This is a genomic window from Burkholderia sp. LMU1-1-1.1 (assembly GCF_040675865.1).
Classification (GTDB): Bacteria; Pseudomonadota; Gammaproteobacteria; order Burkholderiales; family Burkholderiaceae_D; genus Rugamonas.
Genome location: NZ_JBEGHG010000017.1, coordinates 46726 through 68132, shown reverse-complemented (window position 1 = coordinate 68132; position 21407 = coordinate 46726). Strand labels below are relative to the sequence as shown.

The 21407-nt window shown below is 65.8% G+C and carries 7 protein-coding genes; 3 read left to right on the top strand and 4 right to left on the bottom strand.

Going from position 1 to position 21407, the window contains the following annotated elements:
• Nucleotides 1–47 precede the first annotated feature (47 nt).
• From recD to MRBLMU1_RS16440, 4 genes are all read right to left on the bottom strand, one after another.
• Nucleotides 48–2030 (bottom strand): exodeoxyribonuclease V subunit alpha, encoded by a 1983-nt coding sequence (recD, locus tag MRBLMU1_RS16455; RefSeq protein WP_363503242.1) that lies wholly within the window; start codon nucleotides 2028–2030, stop codon nucleotides 48–50.
• Nucleotides 2020–5778 carry an exodeoxyribonuclease V subunit beta gene (recB, locus tag MRBLMU1_RS16450; RefSeq protein ID WP_363503240.1) on the bottom strand — a complete coding sequence of 1253 codons (3759 nt, stop codon included), beginning with the start codon at nucleotides 5776–5778 and terminating at the stop codon, nucleotides 2020–2022. The genes recD and recB overlap by 11 nt, the downstream gene beginning before the upstream one ends.
• Complete coding sequence (gene recC, locus MRBLMU1_RS16445; protein WP_363503238.1) at nucleotides 5775–9236, bottom strand: exodeoxyribonuclease V subunit gamma; 3462 nt, start codon at nucleotides 9234–9236, stop codon at nucleotides 5775–5777. Before recC ends, recB begins: the two co-directional genes overlap by 4 nt.
• A gap of 64 nt (nucleotides 9237–9300) precedes the next feature.
• Nucleotides 9301–12513, bottom strand: coding sequence for a CHASE domain-containing protein (locus tag MRBLMU1_RS16440; RefSeq protein WP_363503236.1), 3213 nt, complete (start codon nucleotides 12511–12513; stop codon nucleotides 9301–9303).
• Between the two features lie 342 nt (nucleotides 12514–12855).
• On the opposite strand from MRBLMU1_RS16440, the gene MRBLMU1_RS16435 reads away from it, so the two are divergent.
• The 3 genes from MRBLMU1_RS16435 to MRBLMU1_RS16425 all read left to right on the top strand — a co-directional run bounded on the left by MRBLMU1_RS16435 (nucleotide 12856) and on the right by MRBLMU1_RS16425 (nucleotide 21405).
• Nucleotides 12856–14355, top strand: coding sequence for a CehA/McbA family metallohydrolase (locus MRBLMU1_RS16435; protein WP_363503234.1), 1500 nt, complete (start codon nucleotides 12856–12858; stop codon nucleotides 14353–14355).
• 236 nt (nucleotides 14356–14591) lie between these two features.
• A complete protein-coding gene (locus MRBLMU1_RS16430) occupies nucleotides 14592–16484 on the top strand; it encodes a putative bifunctional diguanylate cyclase/phosphodiesterase (protein WP_363503232.1) in 1893 nt (630 codons plus the stop codon).
• Between the two features lie 4 nt (nucleotides 16485–16488).
• Complete coding sequence (locus MRBLMU1_RS16425) at nucleotides 16489–21405, top strand: response regulator (protein ID WP_363503230.1); 4917 nt, start codon at nucleotides 16489–16491, stop codon at nucleotides 21403–21405.
• Nucleotides 21406–21407 lie beyond the last annotated feature (2 nt).

The window sequence follows — 21407 nt, the reverse complement described above, 5'->3', positions numbered from 1 at the left end:
GGCTTACTCCGGACGACGAACCGCCTCTGGCGGCTCTTTTCGGTCGTTTAATTGTCGAGGAGGTCGCGGAGGCCGCTGGCGCGTTGGGTGCGCTGGGCGATGGCGTCCAGCAGCACTTGGCCGTTGGGAGTCAGTAACGTAAAGTAGTCGCGGGCGCGCGTGATGCCGGTGTAGATCAGCTCACGTGCGAGCATGCCGCCACTGTCTTTTGGTAGCACCAGGACGGTGTGCTTGAACTCGGAACCTTGTGATTTATGCACCGTCATGGCGAATGCGGTTTCCACATTCCGGAGCCGCGTCGCGAGCACGCTGCGGACGTTTTCGCCTTCCGAGAAATATACCCGCAGCGCTCCGGGACGCGCAGGGTCCGGCAAAGTCAGGCCGATGTCGCCGTTGAAAACGCCGGTGCCGTAATCGTTGCGCGTGACCATGACAGGTCGTCCGACGTACCATTCACCGGTTCTCTTCAGCAATCCGGCGGATTGCAATCTTTTCTCGATGACATCGTTCAAGCCGGTCACGCCCCACTCCCCTTCGCGCACCGCGCACAGAATGCGGAAGGTTTCGAAGCTATTTAGGACAGATTTCACCCAAGCAAGTCGTACGATCTCCTCGCCTTCCGGCGCGCCCGCCGCGATCATTTTGAGGTAATCCTGATAACCCCCTGCGGCCCCTCGGCGGCCCGCCAGAGCGAGTTGCAGCAGGTCAGCCGGCTGCGCCGGATCGATCCAGGCGACCTTTTGTTCTTCGCTCTCGCGCAGGACATGGACCGACGCGGCGGCGTCGCCGGCGTTGACGGCCAGCGCCAACGCGCCGATCGGACCGCCAAAACGGCGGCTTTCGCGCAACATCACCGTCTGCTGCGCGATCGGACCACCGTTGCCGGCGAAGCTGGCGGGCAATTCCTGTCCCGTGCTTTCTAGTACGTATGTCAACGTTTCGGCGCCGTAGTCGCCGGCTTCGGCGTTGTGGCACAGGTCGCCCAGCACCGCGCCGGCTTCAACGGAAGCGAGTTGGTCCTTATCACCCAGCAGTATCAAGGTGGCGTCCGGGGGAAGCGCGGCCAGCAGCGCCGACATCATTTCGAGGTGAATCATTGACGCTTCATCAACAATCAACACGTCCACATCGAGCTGATTGCCGGCGTGATGCTGGAACGCGCGCGTATCGGGCCGCGCGCCCAGCAAACTGTGCAAGGTTCGCGCCGCGCCCAGTTCGCGCTCCGGCATCACTTCCCGCACCCGCTCGTCCAGGCCGGCGAGCGCGACGTCGATCGATTGCTTGAGCCGGGCCGCCGCCTTGCCGGTCGGGGCTGCCAGGGCGACACGCAAGTCCGAATGCCGTCCGCCGCTGGTGGCGAACAGCAACGCCAACAAGCGGGCGACGGTATAAGTCTTGCCCGTGCCGGGGCCGCCGGTAATGATGCCGAGCTTGCCGCGCATGGCCACCGCGCACGCCACCTTTTGCCAATCGACGCCGCCACCGCGCGGAGCGTGGGGGAATAGGATATCGAGCCAGCGGCGCACGCCGGCCACTTCGTTGTCGGCGTCGCTGGCGATGACGCCGCCAAGCGCGCGGCTGCGCACCGCCTTGGCGACCAGCGTTTCGTCGCGCCAATAGCGGCGCAGGTACAGGCGCTCGCCATCCAATACCAGCGGCTGCTGGAAATCAAGGTCGCCGACCGGCCACACCTGGTCGCAACTGGCCAACAGCGCCCGCCACGCTGCCGCGTTTTTCGGCCACGCCCCGGCCGCTGCACGCAGATCGCGCCACTCGTCGCCCGTCCAGCCCAACAAGGCGGCAGGGTCGGCCGACAATTCGTCCAGCAACAAACAGCTATGTCCGCGGCCCTCCAATTCCGACAACAGCACGCAAGCGGCCATCAATTGCGGCGAACTGCTGCCAACGGAGGCGATAAAGCGCGCAAAAGCACCGCTCAACCGGCGCAGGTGACCGCTTTCGGTCAGCGCGTCGATTTGTGCGAACAACGGCGCGGACGCGTCGGCTGCCAGCCGTGTTTCAATACCCATGTTGTGCCTCGCCATGCGCCGGACCGGAGTAGCCGAGCAGTTGATCCAATCCGTCCAGCAGCGCCGGGTCCGGCGCCATCCAATAGCAGCCCCGCGTTTGTGTGTTGGCGATGCCGCGCAGGAACAGGAAAACCGCCCCGCCCAGATGCCGGGCCGGATCGTAGCGCCCGCCAAGACGGCTTTGCAGGAGCCTGTGCAGCGCCAACATATAAATGGCGCCCTGGATATCGTAGCGGTGCTCGGCGATCGCCGCGACCAGCGCCGGCTCGTGGTAGGCGGCGTCGCCCGCGCCCAGCGCGTTAGACTTGTAATCGAGTACCCAGAATTTGCCCTCGTGCTCGAACACCAGGTCGGCGAAGCCTTTCAGCATGCCGTGCAGCTGCCGCTCGGGCAGCGACGGCCGCGCCGCGCCGTCCAGCAAATGGGCGACGCACAGCTGGTCCAGCGCGCCGGTGTCGAGCCGTTCGCTCGGGAACCAGAATTCCATCTCCGGCAGCGGCGCCTCGATGCGGCTCAGCGGCGCGTTCACATACGGCAGCTCGGTGGTGGCGATCTCGCGTAGCCAGGCCAGCGTGTCGCCAAGGCGGTTGCCCCACCCCGCGCGCTCGACCCTGCGCGTCAGGCGCGCCTCGAAATTGTCCTGTTCGACGATGGCAAAGCCCTCCTCGCCCATCCACTCCAGCTGCTCGTGCAGGAAGTTACCCGGCACGGAACCGCGCGGGAAGCGATGCCACGGCGCGTCCTCGACCCGCACCGGCAGCACGATGCCCGGCACATCGCCGTCTTCAAGCAAGGTGGCCTGCGATCCATCGCGCGGCACCGGCGCCGCGCCGATGTTATCGGAGGAGCCGATCATGCCGGTCGGCCCGGTGCGCCGCGCCAGGGAGCTGAAACTGCCAACCGACCAGTCACGCTCGAAACGGCCGGTGTAATGCAGCGGTTCCAGCAACGGCGGGCGGTGTTCGATCCTGCTCAAGCGTGTCGACGGCCCCGGAGTCATGTCCAGGGCGACGATGCTGATCGCCGCGCAGCCCTTGCACGTATGCTCCCAGCGCTCCATCACCAGATCGGACGGCAGCGCCTCGCCGCCGGTGAGCAGGTAGCCGAGCGCCGATTCGTGCAAGGTATTGTCGCCGGCCTTGCGGCTGGCCAGCGCCGTCACACCCAGCCACAGGAAATGGCGCGCGCGCGTCAGCGCTACATACAGCAGGCGCAAATCCTCTTGCAGGCGCGCGCGCTCGACCAGTTCCATCGCCGTTTCGGTCAGCGCCATGTCGATCCGGCGCACGCCGTCGTCGTCGCTGAATTCGAAGAAGCTGCGGTTGCGCCGTTCCACCTTGCGCGCCGTGACGGCGAACGGCAGATACACCAGCGGGTATTCCAGGCCTTTCGATTTGTGGACCGTGACGACCTTCACCAGTTCGGCGTCGCTTTCCAGACGCAGCACGCGCTCGTCGCCCGCGCCCTCGCCGCCCTCGATCTGTTCGGCGAGCCAGCGTATCAGCGCCTGCTCGCCATCGAGCTGGCGGCTGGCCGATTGCAGCAGCTCGGCCAAATGCAGCAGATTGGTCAAACGCCGCTCGCCGCCCGGCTGCCGCAGCAGCGCGGCCGGCAATTGCAGCTCGTGGATGAAACGGCGCAGCATCGCCAGCACGCCCTGGCGCTGCCAGACGATATGCAGCGCCTTCAACTGCTCGACGCGCTCCTCCCATGCCAGTTCGTCCGATGTCATTAGCGCCAGTTGCGCCAGTTCCAGCCCCGCCGTGCGGGTGGCGTAGGCCGCCCGCGCCAGCGCGCCGTCCAGCGGATTGGCGACCGCCGACAGCCAGCGCAACACGTCGGCCGCCTCCTCGCTGTCGGTCACCGAATCCTTGTCCGACAGGTAGACGCTGGCGACCTGGCGCCGCTGCAGCGCGCGGCGTATCGCCGCCGCCTCCTTGCGGTCGCGCACCAGCACCGCGATATCGGCCGGCTTCAAACGCTCGAATCCATCCGGCCCGTCGAAGCCGGCCCGTTCGTCGTTCAGCTTCGCGACGATGTCCTCGGCGCAGTGATGGGCGAAGAATTCGCGGTAGCTGTCGGCCTTCAAGTCCTGTGCGGCGCTGCACGCCACCACCAGCGCGGGCACGTCGCCGTCGGCGTCGACCATGCGTTCCTTGCGGCCCTTGGCGCCGACCGCCTCGAACGGCAGCGGATTGACACGCGTGCCGGGATCGCGGAAGCGGAACGCGCCCCGTCCGAAGCCACCCTGCGCCGGCTCGCCCTCTGCGATCATGAACAGATGATTGACCGCTTCGACCACCGGCTTGGTGGAGCGGTAGTTGGTGCCCAGCTGATAGTGACGCCCGGTCGTGGCCTTGCGGGCGGACAGATAGCTGTGGATGTCGGCGCCACGGAAACCATAGATCGATTGCTTGGGATCGCCGATCAGGAACAGCCCCGTCTCCGGGTCGTTGTCCGCCACCCGGTACAGCAGGTTGAAGATCTGGTACTGGTTCGGCGCCGTGTCCTGGAACTCGTCGACCATCGCCACCGGATACTGCTCGGTGATGCGCTTGCGCAGCGCGTCGGCGTTCTCGCCCTGCAGCGCAGCGTTCAGGCGGTCCAGCATGTCGGCGAAACCGAACTGGCGGTTGCGCTTTTTCAGTTCGTCCATGCGCTTGGCGACCGAGGCGGCGGCGTGGCGGTACAACGCGTGCGCCATTGGTTCCAATTCATCGAGCGCCTGCTTCAGCACCTCGGTGGCCTCGAAATCTTCCGGGATGGCGGCGCTGAAGCCCTTGGAGAAGGCGTCCTCGATGCCCCAGGGCGTCAGCCGCTTCCAGGCGGTGTCGGTAATCTCGGGCATGACAGCGCCGGGATCGAGCGCCCAGGCGCGCAGGCCGTTGAACCAGCCGGCCAGCGAATCGGGCCGCATCTTGTTACCGTTGAAGCATTTGGGCGACATCTCGCGGTGCTGGGCGATCCACTGTTCCATGCGGTTGGCGCGCTCGTTCCAGCCGGCCTTCAGACCGGCCAGCTGCGCCAACTGCTCGCGCTGGACGGCCCCGATCAACGCCCCCAGCGACTGCGTCGCATCGACGTCGCCGATGATGTCGGCGCGCTTGACCAGCTCGCGGATCGATTTCTTCATCGCGCCGACGTCGCCCCAGCAGGACAGCAGCGCCTCCAGCGCCACGGCATTGAGCGGATAGACCTGCTGCCGCCAGTAGTCATGCGCGGCGTCCTCGAACAGGGCCTGCTCGTCGCTGACCAGTTCCTCGTCGAACAAGCTGCCGCTGTCGAAGGCGTGCTCGCGCAGCATGCGCTGGCACCAGGCGTCGATGGTGAAAATGGCCGCTTCGTCCATCGTCTCCGCCGCCAGCATCAGGCGGTGCGCGGCCCGCTGCCGCTCGGCGTGGCCCGGGTACGATTCGAGGATCGCGTCCAGATAGTCGTCACGGGTGTCGCCGTCGTCCATGTCCTCGAAGCGGCGCACGTAGGCCGCCGCCTCCACCAGTCGCTCGCGCACCCGGTTCGACAACTCACGCGTCGCGGCGCGGGTAAAGGTCATCACCAGGATATCGGCCGGCAGCAGCGGGCGGCGGTAGCCGTTCTCGCCGCCATGGCCCAGCACCAGCCGCACATACAGCGCGGCGATGGTCCAGGTCTTGCCGGTGCCGGCGCTGGCCTCGATCAGGCGCGAACCGTGCAGCGGGAAGGTCAGCGGAGCGAGTTGATTGGTTGGCTGAAGCGCGTCGGTGCTCATGACTGGCTCCCGGCCTCGATGGCCTCGATCGTGATGTGGTGTTCCAGCCAGTTCGCCAACGGGCCGTATAAGGCCTCGGAGACGTCGGCGAAGTCCGGCTGCGCGCTCAGCGCCGCGAAGTCGGGCCACAACCGGGCGAGGCACAGCTCCTCGTTTTCGCCGGAGATTTCAAAGCCGCCGTCGTAGACCGCGCGCGGATCGCCACCCTGCGCCAGCGCCAGCGCGGTTTTGCAGGCGGTCGGCAACGGACGGTTCATGCCGTCGCGCCACAGGCATACCAGCTCGCGCAGCGCTTCCAGCGCCTCGTCGCGCGGCAGCGCCTTCATCGTCACGATGGCGTCGCGCGCCACCAGGTAGCCGGTCACCGGCATTCCCGCCGCCGCCGCGGCCAGCTGCCGCAGCCACATGGCGATCAATTTGTCGCCGCGCGGCTTGCCCTGCTTATCCGTCACCTTGGACGACATCTGCGTCAGCCATACCGTCTCCAGGCCGTTGCTGCGCAGCTGGTCGATCCAGTCGTCCACGCGCACGCCGGCCAGCACCAGGCTCAATGCCACCTTGGCGGCGGGTTTCGGATAGTGCTCGCGCAAGGTGAGCCAGGCGCAGCGCACTGGCACCAGCGCCTCGACCAGTTGGCGCTGATACTGCTGGCCGATCAAACCGATGGGCAGCACGCCTTCGCGCGCCAGCCTTTCCGCGCGTTCGGTCAGCTTGTCGTAGACTTCCTCGATCTGTTCCGCGTCGGCGCCGTCGTCGAGCATCGTGTCTTCGAGCAGATAGCGTTCCAGCGCATTGAGCGAAAACGGTTCCTCGTCCTCGCCCACCAGCGCCGATTCGCCGAACATCACGCCCAGCCGCTGGCGGAAGAAGAAGCGTACCGGCTGACGCACGAAATTATTCAGGCTAATGAGTTTGAGGCTGAATTTGTCGTCGATGTCGAACGGCGGCAGCTCCGAAGATGCCGGCGCCTGGCCATCCTCCCCATCCTCCCCGGCCCGGTGCGCCTCGCGCCATTCGCGCGCATAGGTCAGCAGGCCACCAGCCTCGAAATAGCGGCGGCTGAACGGCTGCAACGCATGCTCGGTGGTGCGCGCGTGCAGATCCAGCTGCCAGCCGTTGACCAGGTAATCGCGCAGCTGCGACACCAGCACCGACGCCGGTTGCTCGCTGTTGTCGCGCACATTGCGTCCCACCCAGCTGATATACAGCTTGTCGCGCGCGGCCAGCAACGCCTCCAGCATCAGGTAACGGTCGTCGTCGCGGCGCGAGCGGTCGCCCGGACGCGCCATGCCCGGCTGCGCCAGCAGATCGAAATCGGCCTTCGGCGCCCGGCGCGGGAAGTCGCCATCGTTCATGCCGAGCAGGCACACCACGCGGAACGGCACGGCGCGCATCGGCATCAGGGTGCAGAAGGTCACGCCGCCGGAGACGAATTGGTGGTTCAGGGTCGGCTCGTCCATCAAGCCGAGCCAGGCTTCGCGCAGCACCGCCAGCGGCACCGCTTCGTCGAACTGCGCGCCTTCGCAGGTTTCCAGCCAGTTGTTGAGGGCATCGTCCAGCTGCGCCAGGGTCAGGCGGTCGCCCTCCTCGCCGGCGCTGAAGAACGCCGCCAGCAAGGCGCGGGCCTGCACGCCCCACTCGGCCGGCGAGCGTGCCTGCGCCAGCACCGCGCGCCAATGCAGCAGCGCCTCGACCAGTTGCGCCAGCGAGCCGGCCAACGCGGCATCGAGACCGCCGACTTCAGAAAACGGCTCGATGCCGGCGAAGCTGGCGCCGATATCGCCTCCACCGCCACTCGCATAACCGAGCAGCATGCGGCGCACGCCGAAGATCCAGGCGTTCTGTTCGCCCGCCGGGCCGAGTCCCAGGCCGCTGCGGTGCTCCTGGTCCAGTCCCCAGCGCACGCCGGCGCCTTCGATCCACAGCCCCAGTGTGGGCAAATCTTCCTCTCCCAGGCCGAAGCGCGAGGCCAGCGCCGGCACGTCCAGCAGGTCGCGGATTTCGCTTTGGCGGCAGCGCTGCTGCGGCAATCGCAACAGCCACTCCAGCGCCACCAGCAGCGGGTTGACGCTGCGGTCGTTGACGTCGCCGATCTCGAACGGAATGTAGCGCGGATCGCTGCGGCGGTGCTGCGCGAAGACCGCGTGGATGGCGGCCGAGAAGGTGTCGATGTCGGGCACCATCACCACCACGTCGCGCGGACGCAATTGCTGCTCGCCGTCCCCGGCGCCGGCGAACATCTTCAACAACTGGTCGTGCAGCACCTCCACCTCGCGCTGCACGCTGTGGGTGATGTGGAACTCGATCGAACGGTCGTCGTCCGATGGCGGAACATGCGGGTGCTCGGACAGCGGCAGCAGATCGCGCACGGCCGCCTGCACCTGGGACAACAGGGTTCCGCCATCGCCCTCGCTGAACAAGTCGATGCGCAGCGGCGCCACGTGGTCGTCTTTGCCGGACTCACTGGCAATGGCCGCCGCGCTGGCCGAGGCCTCGTCGAATTCATCGAGCATGCGGACAAAGTCCCGTCCCTGACGCCCCCAACTGGCCAGCAGCGGATGGCTGTGCGCATGCAGTTCCTCGAGCGGGATCTGGCCCAGGTCCTGGCCATTGCGCAATTGCTGGCGGCGGTGCGCGGAGCGCAGCAGGTCGCGTCCCTCGATGATGTCGCCCCAGTAGAACTGGCAGGGATTGGGCACGGCCAGCACCACTTGCGCGTAGCGCGCCAGCGAGGCGAGCGCCTGCAGGCTTTGATACGGCAGCGCCGAGACGCCGAAAATGACGATGCGGCGCGGCAGGCGCCCCAGCGGCGCTTCGCTGGCGGCGCTGGCGCGGACGAATTCCGTGTGCACCGTCGCCCGGCCCAGGTCCCGCTCCTCCGGATCGACGTCGGCGATCACGGCGCGCCACAACTGGCCCTGCCAGCGTTGGTCGTCCGGCAGCGGAACGGCTTCGTTGCGGGCATTGCGCAGTTGATCGCGGCCGTGCGCCCAGTCGTCCAACCAGTCGGCGCGGTACACCTGGTACTGGTCGAACAAGTCGGCCAGCCGCTCGGCCAGCTGCAAGCGCCGCTCGGCCTCGCCGTCGGCGAGGAAGTGGCGCAATGGCGTGAAAACGGGATCGGCCAGCAAGGTGGGCAGCAAGCGCATCAGGCGCCAGGTCAGCGGCCCCTTGTCGAAGGCGGAACGCACCGGCACCCGGTCGCGCCCCAGCATGCCGCGATAGGTTTCCCAGAGAAACCGGGCCGGCAGCGCCACGCGGGTGGCGGCGCACACGCCCATCTCCTCGGCCAGCGCGATCTTGAGCCACTCGGCCACGCCGTTCGACTGCACCAGGAAGATGTCCGATTCCAGCGCCCCGAGCGGGTGATTGCGCAGCCACTGGAACACAGCCGCGCGCAGCTGCTCCATTTGGTTACCGTGCAAAATCAACAAGCCGGGGGTGATGCTGGGTTGCATAAAACTCTTTATAGGGGATGAAGCGCGGTCAAAACGCCGCAGTCAAGACCCTATTATCGCTCATCTAGCCCGGCGCGTAGGCCAGCAACTCCTGTGCGATGTGCCGGTCCAGCACCCCCAGCATGGCGTGCATCTGCGCCACCAGGCGGCGCGCGTTGGCCGTATCGGGGTCGATGCGCACCCGTTCCAGCGCCAGGCACAGATTCCCGAATTGCATGGCGCCCACCGCGCGCGCCGACGATTTGATGCGGTGGCCCAGTTCCGACAGCGCCACCAGGTCTTCCCGCGCCAGCGCCGCGTCGACTTCGCGCATGCCGTCGCGCGCCGATTCCACAAACAGCAGCGCGTATTTGCGCATCTTGTCAGGCTTGCCGCCGAAGGTTTGCGCCAGCGCGGCCAGGTCGAACAACTCTCCTTCGACGAGTATCGGCTGCGGTTCCGGCCGCGGCTCCGGCTCCAAGATCGGCGGCATCGTTTGCAAACTCGTTTGCGCGATGCCTTGCGCGCGTATTTCCACTTCCGCTTCCGTCATCGTCCGCACCGGCGGCTGGGCCGGCGCCAGCGCGCCGATCGCGTTGGACGCCGCCATCGCCGCCGACGCCGTGCCATCGGCCATCGTGAAATACGACGGCGGCGGCGGCGATGGCGGCCGTGCCACGCTGGCCGCGCTCCTGGCGCGCTGGCTCATCCACTTCGACAGCATGTTAAACAGCAGCTTGGGCGCGATCGGCTTGGTCACGAATTCGTCCATGCCCGCCTCCAGGCAGCGCTCCTGGTCGCCGCGCCCGGCGTTGGCCGTCATCGCGATGATCAGGGTGGCCGACAGCTTGGGATGGGCGCGGATCAGGCGCGTGGTCTCGTAGCCGTCCATCACCGGCATCTGCACGTCCATCAGCACGCAATCGAAGCGCTCCTTGAGCAGCAGGTCGATCGCCTCCTTGCCGTTGTTGGCCACGCAGACGGTGGCGCCGGCATCCTCCAGCAGCTCCTGGCCGACCTGCTGGCTGAAGATATTGTCCTCGACCAGCAGGATGGACGCGCCGCGTATGCTGTCGAGAACCTCCGGCTGCACCGTCTCCACGCTCGGCTGCAGCAGTTGCGTGCCCTTGGCCAGCCGCGCCGTGAACCAGAACGTGCTGCCCTCGCCCGGATGGCTGTCGACGCCGACGCCGCCGCCCATCAGCTCCGCCAGCTGCTTGCTGATGACCAGCCCCAGGCCGGTGCCGCCGTAGCGCCGCGTGGTCGAGGTGTCGGCCTGGTGGAACGACTGGAACAGCTGCGACATCTGCTCCGCCGTCATGCCGATGCCGCGGTCGGCGACTTCGAAGCGCACCAGGATACTGCAGTCGCCATCCTCGAGCTGGCGCGCGCGCACGAAGACCTTGCCGTTCTCGGAGAATTTGATCGCGTTGCTGGTAAAGTTGAGCAGCACCTGCTCGAGCCGCAGCGGATCGCCGCGCAATTGACGCGACAGGCCCGGGCTGACCTCGTACACCAGCTCCAGTCCCCTGGCGCGCGCGCTCTCGCCGAGCTGGCTGGTGATGTTGGCCAGCAGCGCGTCGAGCGTGAAGTCGAGCATCTCCAGATCCATCTTGCCCGCTTCGATCTTGGAGAAGTCCAGGATATCGTTGATGATGCCCAGCAGGTGCTGGCCCGAGTGATAGATCTTCAGCAGATAGTCGCGCTGCTTCGGATGCGTGACCGATTTCAGCGCCAGGTGGGCCATGCCGATGATGCTGTTCATCGGCGTGCGGATCTCGTGGCTCATATTGGACAGGAAATCGCTCTTGGCCTGGTTGGCGGTATCGGCCTTTTCCTTGAGCTGGTGCAGCTCCGTGACGTCGGTCGACATGCCGATCACCGCCGTCACCGAGCGGCCGATCTCCACCGGCGCCCTGACGGTCCAGTGGTACTGCACCTCGCCGTCGGCGCCGACGAACTGCGTCTCGCCGGAGCGCTTGACGTTTTCCAGGAACACGGGCTGCTCCAGCGCCCAGGCGGCGTCGGCGGCGGCGGCCGGCATCAACTCGCTATCGAGTTTGCCGACGATGTCCTGCACCGGCATGCCCAGGCTGTGCGCCATGCGGGCGTTGACATAGATGAAGCGGCGGTTCTGGTCCTTCATGTAGACGTGGGCGTCGACATTATTGAGCACCGTGTCGAGCAGCACCCGGTGCTTGACGGCGCGCCGCCGCGACGAATACAACACCGCCAGGTAGCTATACAGCAGCAAGGTGCCGGCGAACCCGGTCAGCCCCGCCAGCCACGGGAAGTAGGCATCGAAACCGGTCAGCAGCTGCGATTTCTTCACCTGGAAGTGCGCCTTCCACAGGCTGCCGTTGAAATCAATCGGCAGCACCGACTCCAGATAGTCGCCGCGCTCCGCCGCCGACAGCGGCGTCACCGTGGTCGCGCCGGTGTCGTTGAACAGCAACCTGTCCTGCTTTTCGATGACCAGGCGGCGCTGCTCGACGTCGGTGCTGCCGTCCGCGTACAAGTTCAAATGCACCTGGCGCACCGTCATCTCGTCGATCGCGCCCTGCACCAGCTTGGCCACGCTGAATCCCAGCCCCACCGACCCCAGATAGGCGGCGCGGCGCTCGGTGACGTCGGCCAGCGGCATGTTGCGCCGATACACGGGCAGCCGCATGCCCAGCGCGACCTGCCGCTGCGGCTGCTCGATCATAAAGGGCTGGCCCGAGGCGCTGACCTGGCCGCTGTCGCGCGCCGCCGCGTTCAGTTTGTCGACCACCGGGCTGGTCGCCAGATCGAGGCCGAGTTTTTCGTCAATCAAGTTGGCCGGTTCGACGTAGGTCAACGGCGCGTACATCGGGCGGCGCCCGGCCGGCCGGATGTCGAAATCGGGATAGCCCTGCGGCGACAGGCTGCGGTCGGCGCGCACCGCAGCGACAAAGGCGTCGCGCTCGGCGTCGGTGACGACCGGCGCCCAGCTCAGCATCGCGATGGCCGGAAACTGGCGCGGCAAATCGAGTCCCGACACATATTGGTGGAACTGCTGGCGGCTCAGGTTGTCGCTGGTCTGGAACAGCGCGACCAAGCCGCGCGTCAAATCCGAATAAGACTTGATGCGCGCCGAGATCGCGTACTGGGTGCTGCGGGCCAGGTTCTCGAAACGCTGGCCCGCGTCGGCTTCGACGATGCGCGTGGCGACGCCGTACAAGGTCGCGCCCATCGCCATCGCGAGGATCCAGCCCGCCGCCCAGAACAGCGCGCGCGACCTGACGGCGGACTTTCTGCTGTTAGCGGGTTTAAGCATGCGCCATCACTCAATTCTTTCGGGATAGACAACAAATCATAAAAACTTTTGCATCACAGCAGCATACTATTAATGCCGTCGAGTAACCAGCGAAAGAATTTGATAGATTTGGTGAAGATTTAACGGAACCTTATGCCACAACGGGCGCTCTAATTGATGAGCTTGTAAAAGACCTCATCGAAGGAGCGCGTCATGCCTGCCCCATCTGTTGTATCTGCCACTCTTCTGACGGTTATTTGCTGCGCCTGCGGGGCCATGCCGGGGGACAGCAAAGCCTCGGAGTCGGACCACCGCGAATTCGAGGCCGCATTACAGACGCCATTTCACGCCGACAGCAGGGGCATGCGGACTATTACACTGCATTTCAACTACCCGGATAGTGAGCAAACGCAACAAGTGCGTTGGCGGCTGGAATTATTGCGTGACGATGGACGCGTACTGAAGCATTGGAAAGGACGGCAGGCGCTCGCCGCCGCGCCGGTCGAGGTGGCGATCCGCTGGAGCACCGCCACGCGCGGCGGGCGGGCGGCCAGCCTGCCGGCCGGCATCTACCGGCTGCGGCTGCGCGCCGGTATCGAGGCGGGCGGCCCAACTATCGACAACAATATTGATCTAGAACAAACTTGGGACGTGGCCGTCGGCCTGCCCCGCCCGGCGCCGGCCATCGCCCGTCGGCCGGCATTGTCCACCGCGCCGGCGCCGGCCAGCCCGCGCGCGACACCCTACACGGTCTACCTCGGCAATCTGCACAGCCAGACCAACCACAGCGACGGCGGCGGCGCGCTGGCCCACTGCACCGGCTCGCAGGCGCCGCAGAGCGCGGCGTTCGGCCCGACCGAGGCCTACGGTTTCGCGCAGCGGCACGGCCTGGATTTTCTGATGACGTCCGAACACAACCACATGTTCGACGGGTCCGACGGCACCAATGCCGACGCCGACCCGGCTGCCGCCAAGGCGCTCTACCAGAGCGGCATCCGCGCGGCCAACACCTGGAACCTGTCGCATTCCGGCTTTCTCGCCATGTACGGCCAGGAATGGGGCGTGATCAACAACGGCGGCCACCTGAACATCCTCAACAGCGGCGACCTGCTCGGATGGGAACGCAACGCCGCCGGCGACCTGCTGGCCGACACCGCCACACCCAAAAACGATTACGCCACCCTGTACGCGCTGATGCGCCAGCGCGGCTGGCTTGGCCAGTTCAACCACCCCAGGGCCGACCAGTTCGCCATCGACGGCAAGCCGCTGGCCTGGACGCCGGACGGCGACGCCGCGATGGTGTTGTGCGAGGTAATGAACAGCAACGCTTTCTCCGTCCGCACCGACGAATCCGAGTCGCAGCACGGCAACTATGAAGCCGGCTGCAACAAGCTGCTCGAAGCCGGCTACCACGTCGCCTTCAGCAGCAACCAGGACAACCACTGCGCCAACTGGGGCGCGTCGTACGGCAACCGCACGGGCGTACTGATCAGGCGTGGCGAAGCGCTGGACGGCGACACCTTCCTGGCCGCGCTCAAGGCCCGCCGCGTGTATGCGACCATGGACAAGAACGCCGAGCTGATCTTGACGGCCAACGGCCGCATGATGGGCGAACGCTTCGACAACAAGGGCACGCTGACGCTGCGGGTGCGCTACACCGGCAAGCGGGGCCAGCGGCCGGCCGCCATCAATCTGTTTGCCGGCGTGCCCGGACGAAACGGCGAGGTGGCGCTGCTCAGCCGCAAGGCCAGCACCGTGCTCACCCCCGCGGCCGGCGCGCATTTTTATTATGCGAGAGTGACGCAGAACGACGGGAAAATGCTGTGGAGCGCGCCCATCTGGATCAACCAGCGGCGTCGATAACGCGCGCGTTGTTATGCGGCACAAACACGGGCTAACGTGCGCGTAGAAACATATATTTCCTGTACTCTACGAGCCGGGTGAAAACGTTGCTAACTACCTTGTCAGATCGTTACAATAACCGAAACTGCCATGTTGCGGCATTGCACAATATTGCTTGACTCCCAGACACACAGGAGTATCTTTTACCTTCCAGACTGATTCCACCGGACCGTAACCTGACAACCATACAGCCCGCCGTGCAGATCCCAAAAGTTCTTCTCGTCAACGACGATCCGGCAAGCTTGTACGCGCTGGAAAGCTTGCTAACAAATGCGGTCGAACAGCAGATACACGAGCTGATCACCGCAGGGTCGGGCAAGGAGGCGCTACGCCAGGTGCTGCTGCACGAATTCGCCGTGATTCTGCTCGACGTCAGCATGCCGGGCATGGACGGCTTCGAGACGGCCGAGGCGATCCACTCGCATCCGCGCTCGGCCGGCGTGCCCATCATCTTCATTACCGCCCACTATGCCGACGAAATGAACCGGCTGCGCGCCTACCAGACCGGCGCCGCCGACTACCTGTTTACGCCGGTGATCCCGCAGATCTTGCAGGCCAAGGTCGGGGTGTTCGTCGACATGGCGGTGAAAAACATGCAGTTGCAAAGCAAGACCGAGGAACTGGTGCGCCTCAACCAGGATTTGCGGGTGCAGCGCATGCAGGATCTGCAGCGCATCAACGGCGAGCTGGAACTGGAGATCAAGGAGCGCAAGGTGGCCGAACAGCGCGCGCACGACCTGTCCACGCGCGATGTGCTGACCAATCTGGTCAACCGCCGCGCGCTGATCCAGCATCTGGAACACGCCGTCGCCGTCTCCGACCGCAACGGCATCGGCTTCGCCTTGCTGTTCCTGGACCTCGACAAATTCAAGCAAATCAACGACAACTACGGCCATGAAGCCGGCGACGAGCTGCTGCGCCAGGTGTCTGCGCGCTTGTCGGCGGCGGTGCGCGTGGCCGACATCGTCGCGCGCCTGGGCGGCGACGAATTCGTCGTGCTGATCGAAGGCCGCGCCGCCTCGGCCAACGCCGCCCGCGTGGCGCGCAAGATCGAGATGGCCTGCGCCCTGCCCTTCGAGATAGGCTGCCAACGCCTGAAGACGGCGGCCAGCATCGGCATCGCCCTGTACCCACAGGACGGCGCCAACGCCCAACTGCTGATGAAGCACGCCGACACCGCGATGTACCACGCCAAGCAGAATCCGGCGGCGCCGGTGCAGTTCTTCCACGAGGGCCTCAACGTGCGCGAGCGCGAACGGGCCCGGTGGACCGAGGAGCTGCGCCAGGCGATGGCCGGCGGCGAGCTGGAACTGCGCTACCAGCCGCAGATCGAGATCCGCAGCGGCCGCACCGTCGCCGCCGAGGCGCGGCTGTACTGGCACCATCCGGCGCGCGGCGTGCTGGAGGCGGCGCAGTTTCTGCCGCACGTGCAGGACCGCGTGCTGCTGGACCGGATCGATGTGTGGGTCATCGCCCAGGCCTGTTCGCAGTCGGCGCTGTGGCAGCGCGCGGTGGCGGCCGACGATGGCCAGGCGGCCGGTCCGCTGTGCATCTGGATCAATCTGGCCACGCCGCAGCTGCACGGCGAACTGCTGCAAGTGCTGCTGCCGGCGATACGCATGCACGGCCTGGCGCCGGGCAGCATCGGCGTCGAACTCAATGAAAAACTGCTGCAGGGGGCCACCGGCCCCTTGGAGCAGGTGCTGGCGCAGCTGCAAGAGGCGGGGGTGCGCGGCGCGCTGGACGATTTCGGCAGCGCGCGCTCGTCACTGGCCGCCTGCAAGCGATGGCAGCTCGACGTGCTGAAGATAGACCCGGTGTTCATCCACGCCATCGGCAACGACCAAGGCGGCACCGACATCGTCGCCGCCGTGATCCACCTCGCGCGCGCCCTGTCGATGCGCGTCGTGGCGCTCGGCGTGGACCAGCGCCAACAATTTGAAGTGCTGCGCAAACTGCGCTGCGACAGCTGCCAGGGCGAGCTCTTTGCGCCGCCGCAGCCGCCCGGCGAGGTGCTGCGGCATGTCGCGCCAGGCGCGCCCTTCCCCCTTTCAACCACTACCCATTCCCTCCTGAACAACGAGGATTAAGCCGATGAACAACATGACCGACCTGGGCGAACAGCTGGATCTGAAGACCCTGCTGGCGACGCTGATGGCCCTGAAAAAAGGCGACTTCTCCGCCCGTATGCCCTCCGACTGGACCGGCATGTCCGGCAAGATCGCCGACACGCTGAACGACATTATCGAGACCAAGGAAAAGATGGTCCACGTCGTCACGGACGTCAGCCGCGTGGTCGGCCGCGAAGGCCGGCTGACCCAGCGCGCGCAAGTGCCCAACATGGCCGGCGGCTGGGCCACCATCATCAGCGCGGTCAACGCGCTGATCGACGATCTGGTGCGCCCGACCACCGAAATGGCGCGCGTCATCGGCGCCGTCGCCAAGGGCGACCTGTCGCAGACCATGGCGCTGGAGGTCGACGGCCATCCGCTCAAGGGCCAGTATCTGCGGGCGGCGACCACCGCCAACACGATGGTGGAACAGCTGTCGTCGTTCTCCTCCGAAGTCACGCGGGTGGCGCGCGAGGTTGGCACCGAAGGTAAGCTGGGCGGCCAGGCGCAGGTGAAAGGCGTGGCCGGCACCTGGAAGGATTTGACCGACTCGGTCAACTCGATGGCGGGCAATCTGACCTCGCAGGTGCGTAACATCGCCGAGGTGACCACCGCCGTGGCCAACGGCGACTTGTCCAAGAAGATCACGGTCGACGTGCGCGGCGAGATCCTGCAACTGAAGGACACCATCAACGTCATGGTGGACCAGTTGCGCTCCTTCGCGTCGGAGGTGACGCGGGTGGCGCGCGAGGTCGGCACCGAGGGTAAGCTGGGCGGCCAGGCCTACGTCCCGGGCGTCGGCGGCACCTGGAAGGACTTGACCGACAACGTCAACTTCATGGCGTCCAACCTGACGGGCCAGGTGCGTAACATCGCGGCGGTGACGACGGCGGTGGCCAACGGCGACTTGTCGAAGAAAATCACGGTGGACGTCAAGGGCGAGATCCTGGAGCTGAAGAACACCATCAACGTGATGGTGGACCAGTTGTCCTCGTTCGCGTCGGAGGTCACGCGGGTGGCGCGGGAGGTGGGCACCGAGGGCAAGCTGGGCGGCCAGGCGCAGGTGAAGGGCGTGGCCGGCACCTGGAAGGACTTGACCGACTCGGTCAACTCGATGGCGGGCAACTTGACCGGCCAGGTGCGTAACATCGCCGACGTGACCACCGCCGTGGCCAACGGCGACTTGTCGAAAAAAATCACGGTCGACGTCAAGGGCGAGATCCTGGAACTGAAAAACACCATCAACGTGATGGTCGACCAATTGAACTCCTTCGCCTCCGAGGTGACCCGCGTGGCGCGCGAGGTCGGCACCGAGGGTAAACTGGGCGGACAGGCCAACGTGCCCGGTGTCGCCGGCACGTGGAAGGACTTGACCGACGGCGTGAACTCGATGGCGGGCAACTTGACCGGCCAGGTGCGTAACATCGCCGACGTGACCACCGCCGTGGCCAACGGCGACCTGTCGAAAAAGATCACGGTGGACGTCAAGGGCGAGATCCTGGAGCTGAAAAACACCATCAACGTGATGGTGGACCAATTGTCCTCGTTCGCGTCGGAAGTGACGCGCGTGGCGCGCGAGGTCGGCACCGAGGGCAAGCTGGGCGGCCAGGCCTACGTGCCCGGCGTCGGCGGCACCTGGAAGGACTTGACCGACAACGTCAACTTCATGGCGTCGAACCTGACGGGCCAGGTGCGCAACATCGCGGCGGTGACCACCGCCGTGGCGCGCGGCGACCTGTCGAAAAAGATCACGGTTGACGTCAAGGGCGAGATCCTGGAACTGAAGGACACCATCAACGTCATGGTGGACCAACTGTCCTCGTTCGCGTCGGAAGTGACGCGGGTGGCGCGCGAGGTCGGCACCGAGGGTAAGCTGGGCGGCCAGGCCAACGTGTCCGGCGTCGCTGGCACGTGGAAGGACTTGACCGAGAACGTCAACCAATTGGCGGCGAACCTGACCAACCAGGTGCGCGCGATCGCCGAGGTGGCGACGGCGGTGACGCGCGGCGACTTGTCCCGTTCGATCCAGGTGGAGGCGCGCGGCGAGGTCTCCTACCTGAAGGACAACATCAACGAGATGATCCGCAACCTGAAGGACACGACGCTCAAGAACGCGCAGCAGGATTGGCTCAAGACCAATCTGGCGCGCTTCACCCGCCTGTTGCAGGGCCAGCGCGACTTGCAGGCCGTGACCAAGCTGATTCTGTCGGAGCTGGCGCCGCTGGTGTCGGCCCACCACGGCGTGTTCTATATGATGGACTCGCAGGAATCGGACGCCCGCCTGCGCATGATCGCCAGCTACGGCTACCGTTCCAGCCGCAAGCTGCCCACCTCGTTCCTGCCGGGCGAAGGCCTGGTGGGCCAGTGCGCGCTGGAGAAGGTGCGCATCTGGCTGACCGACGTGCCGCGCGATTACATCGTCGTCTCGTCCGGGCTGGGCGCGGCGCCGCCGACCAACATCGTCGTGCTGCCCATCCTGTTCGAGCAGCAGGTCAAGGCGGTCATCGAGATCGCCTCGCTGGACCGCTTCACCGAAACCCACCTGTCCTTCCTCGACCAGCTGATGGAATCGATCGGCGTGGTGCTCAACACCATCGAGGCGAACAGCCGCACCGAATCGCTGCTGACGCAGTCGCAATCGCTGGCGCAGGAACTGCAACAGACCAACCAGGAACTGGCCGAGAAAGCCCGCCTGCTGTCGGAGCAGAACATCGAGGTGGAACGTAAAAACCGCGAGGTGGAACAGGCCAAGCTGGCGCTGGAGGAAAAAGCCACCCAGCTGGCGCTGTCGTCCAAGTACAAATCCGAGTTCCTGGCCAATATGTCGCACGAGCTGCGCACCCCATTGAATTCGCTGCTGATCCTGGCGCAGCAGCTGGGCGACAACCCGGACGGCAACCTGTCGGGCAAGCAGGTGGAATTCGCCAAGACCATCCACGGCTCCGGCTCCGACCTGCTTACGCTGATTAACGACATTCTCGACCTGTCGAAGATCGAATCGGGCACGGTGACGCTGGACGTCTCGGAATACCGCTTCCAGAATCTCCGGAACTACGTCGACCGCACCTTCCGCCACATGGCCGAAGCCAAGCACCTCGGCTTCTCGGTCGACCTGCGCGAAAACCTGCCGACCGCGATGATGACCGACACCACGCGCCTGCAGCAGGTGCTGAAAAACCTGCTGTCGAACGCGTTCAAGTTCACCACGCACGGCCAGGTCTCGCTGGTCATCAGCCTGGTCAACAGCGGCTTCTCCAACGACCACCCCAACCTGATCCACGCCGACGCGGTGCTGGCCTTCGCCGTCAGCGACACCGGCGTCGGCATCGCCGCCGACAAGCTGCAGCTGATCTTCGAGGCGTTCCAGCAGGCCGACGGCTCGACCGCTCGCAAGTACGGCGGCACCGGCCTGGGCCTGTCGATCTCGCGCGAGCTGGCGCGGCTTCTGGGCGGTGAAATCCGCGTCGAATCGGTGGTCGGCAACGGCTCCACGTTCACGCTGTTCCTGCCTTACAACCGCGCAGGCTTCATCAACTACGACATGGGCCGCCAGCCGCAGGTGCGCCTGCCGATGCCGGCCACGCCGGCGCCGAACATCGTCTACTCGGCGCCGCACTACAGCGAGCTGTCGATGCCGGAGCACGATGCCGCCGCCGCCGCGGCCGGCGAGCTCGATGCCGATATCAGCGAGTACAGCACCAGCGACGACCGCGGCCTGGTGGCGCCGGGCGACCCGTCGGTGCTGATCATCGAGGACGACGAGCGCTTCGCCAAGATCGTGCTGGGCTTCGCGCGCGAGAAGAACTTCAAGGGCGTCGTCACCATGCAGGGCGATTCCGCCCTGAGCCTGGCGCGCGACTACCTGCCCTCGGCGATCCTGCTCGACCTCGACCTGCCGGACATCGACGGCTTCACGGTGCTCGACCGCCTCAAACGCGACCCGAGCACGCGCCACATCCCCGTGCATGTGATGTCCAGCCTGCGCGAACGCGAGCGCGCGCTGCGCCTGGGCGCGATCTCCTACCTGAACAAGCCGGTGAACAAGGCGACGTTGCAGGAGGAATTCGCGCGGATACAGAAATTCCTGTTGGGCGGAAAACGCAGCCTGCTGGTGGTCGACGACGAACCGGCGCAGCGCGACTCCATCGTCGCCCTGATCGGCGACGCCGACCTGCACATCGTCGCCGTCGACAACGGCAAGGCCGCGCTGGAGGCGCTGCGCGAACAGCGCTTCGACTGCATGGTGCTCGACCTGACCTTGCCGGACATCTCCGGCTTCGACCTGCTCGACATCATCGGCAAGGACGAATCGTTGCGCGACCTGCCGATCGTCATCAACACCGCCAAGGATTTGAACCGCAAGGAAGTGGCCAAGCTCAAACGCTACGCCAAGACCATCGTCATCAAGGATGCGCGCTCGCCGGAACGCCTGCTCGACGAGACTGCCCTGTTCCTGCACCGCTCCCAGGCCAGCCTGCCGGAGGCGCAACGCCGCATGCTCGAGGAAATCCACGCGGCCGACGGCGGCCTGGCCGGGCGCAAGGTGCTGATCGTCGACGATGACTTGCGCAACATCTTCGCGCTGTCGTCGCTGCTGGAGCGCCAGCAGATGCAGGTGTCGTTCGCCGAGAATGGCCGCGACGGCATCGAGGTGCTCGAAAAAGATCCAACCATCGAGATCGTCCTGATGGACATCATGATGCCGGAGATGGACGGCTACGATACCATGCGCGCGATCCGGCGCATCCCGAAATTCAAGTCGCTGCCGATCATCACCTTGACCGCCAAGGCGATGAAGGGCGACCGCGACAAGTGTATCGCCGCCGGCGCGTCCGACTACATCACCAAGCCGGTCGACGTGGCGCAACTGCTGTCGCTGATGCGCGTGTGGCTGCACTGATG

Bases quoted from the DNA above. Each gene is read 5' to 3' on its own strand.
- recD (WP_363503242.1), bottom strand. From the start codon at position 2,030: ATGGGTATTGAAACACGGCTGGCAGCCGACGCGTCCGCGCCGTTGTTC.
- recB (WP_363503240.1), bottom strand. From the start codon at position 5,778: ATGAGCACCGACGCGCTTCAGCCAACCAATCAACTCGCTCCGCTGACC.
- recC (WP_363503238.1), bottom strand. From the start codon at position 9,236: ATGCAACCCAGCATCACCCCCGGCTTGTTGATTTTGCACGGTAACCAA.
- MRBLMU1_RS16440 (WP_363503236.1), bottom strand. From the start codon at position 12,513: ATGCTTAAACCCGCTAACAGCAGAAAGTCCGCCGTCAGGTCGCGCGCG.
- MRBLMU1_RS16435 (WP_363503234.1), top strand. From the start codon at position 12,856: ATGCGGACTATTACACTGCATTTCAACTACCCGGATAGTGAGCAAACG.
- MRBLMU1_RS16425 (WP_363503230.1), top strand. From the start codon at position 16,489: ATGAACAACATGACCGACCTGGGCGAACAGCTGGATCTGAAGACCCTG.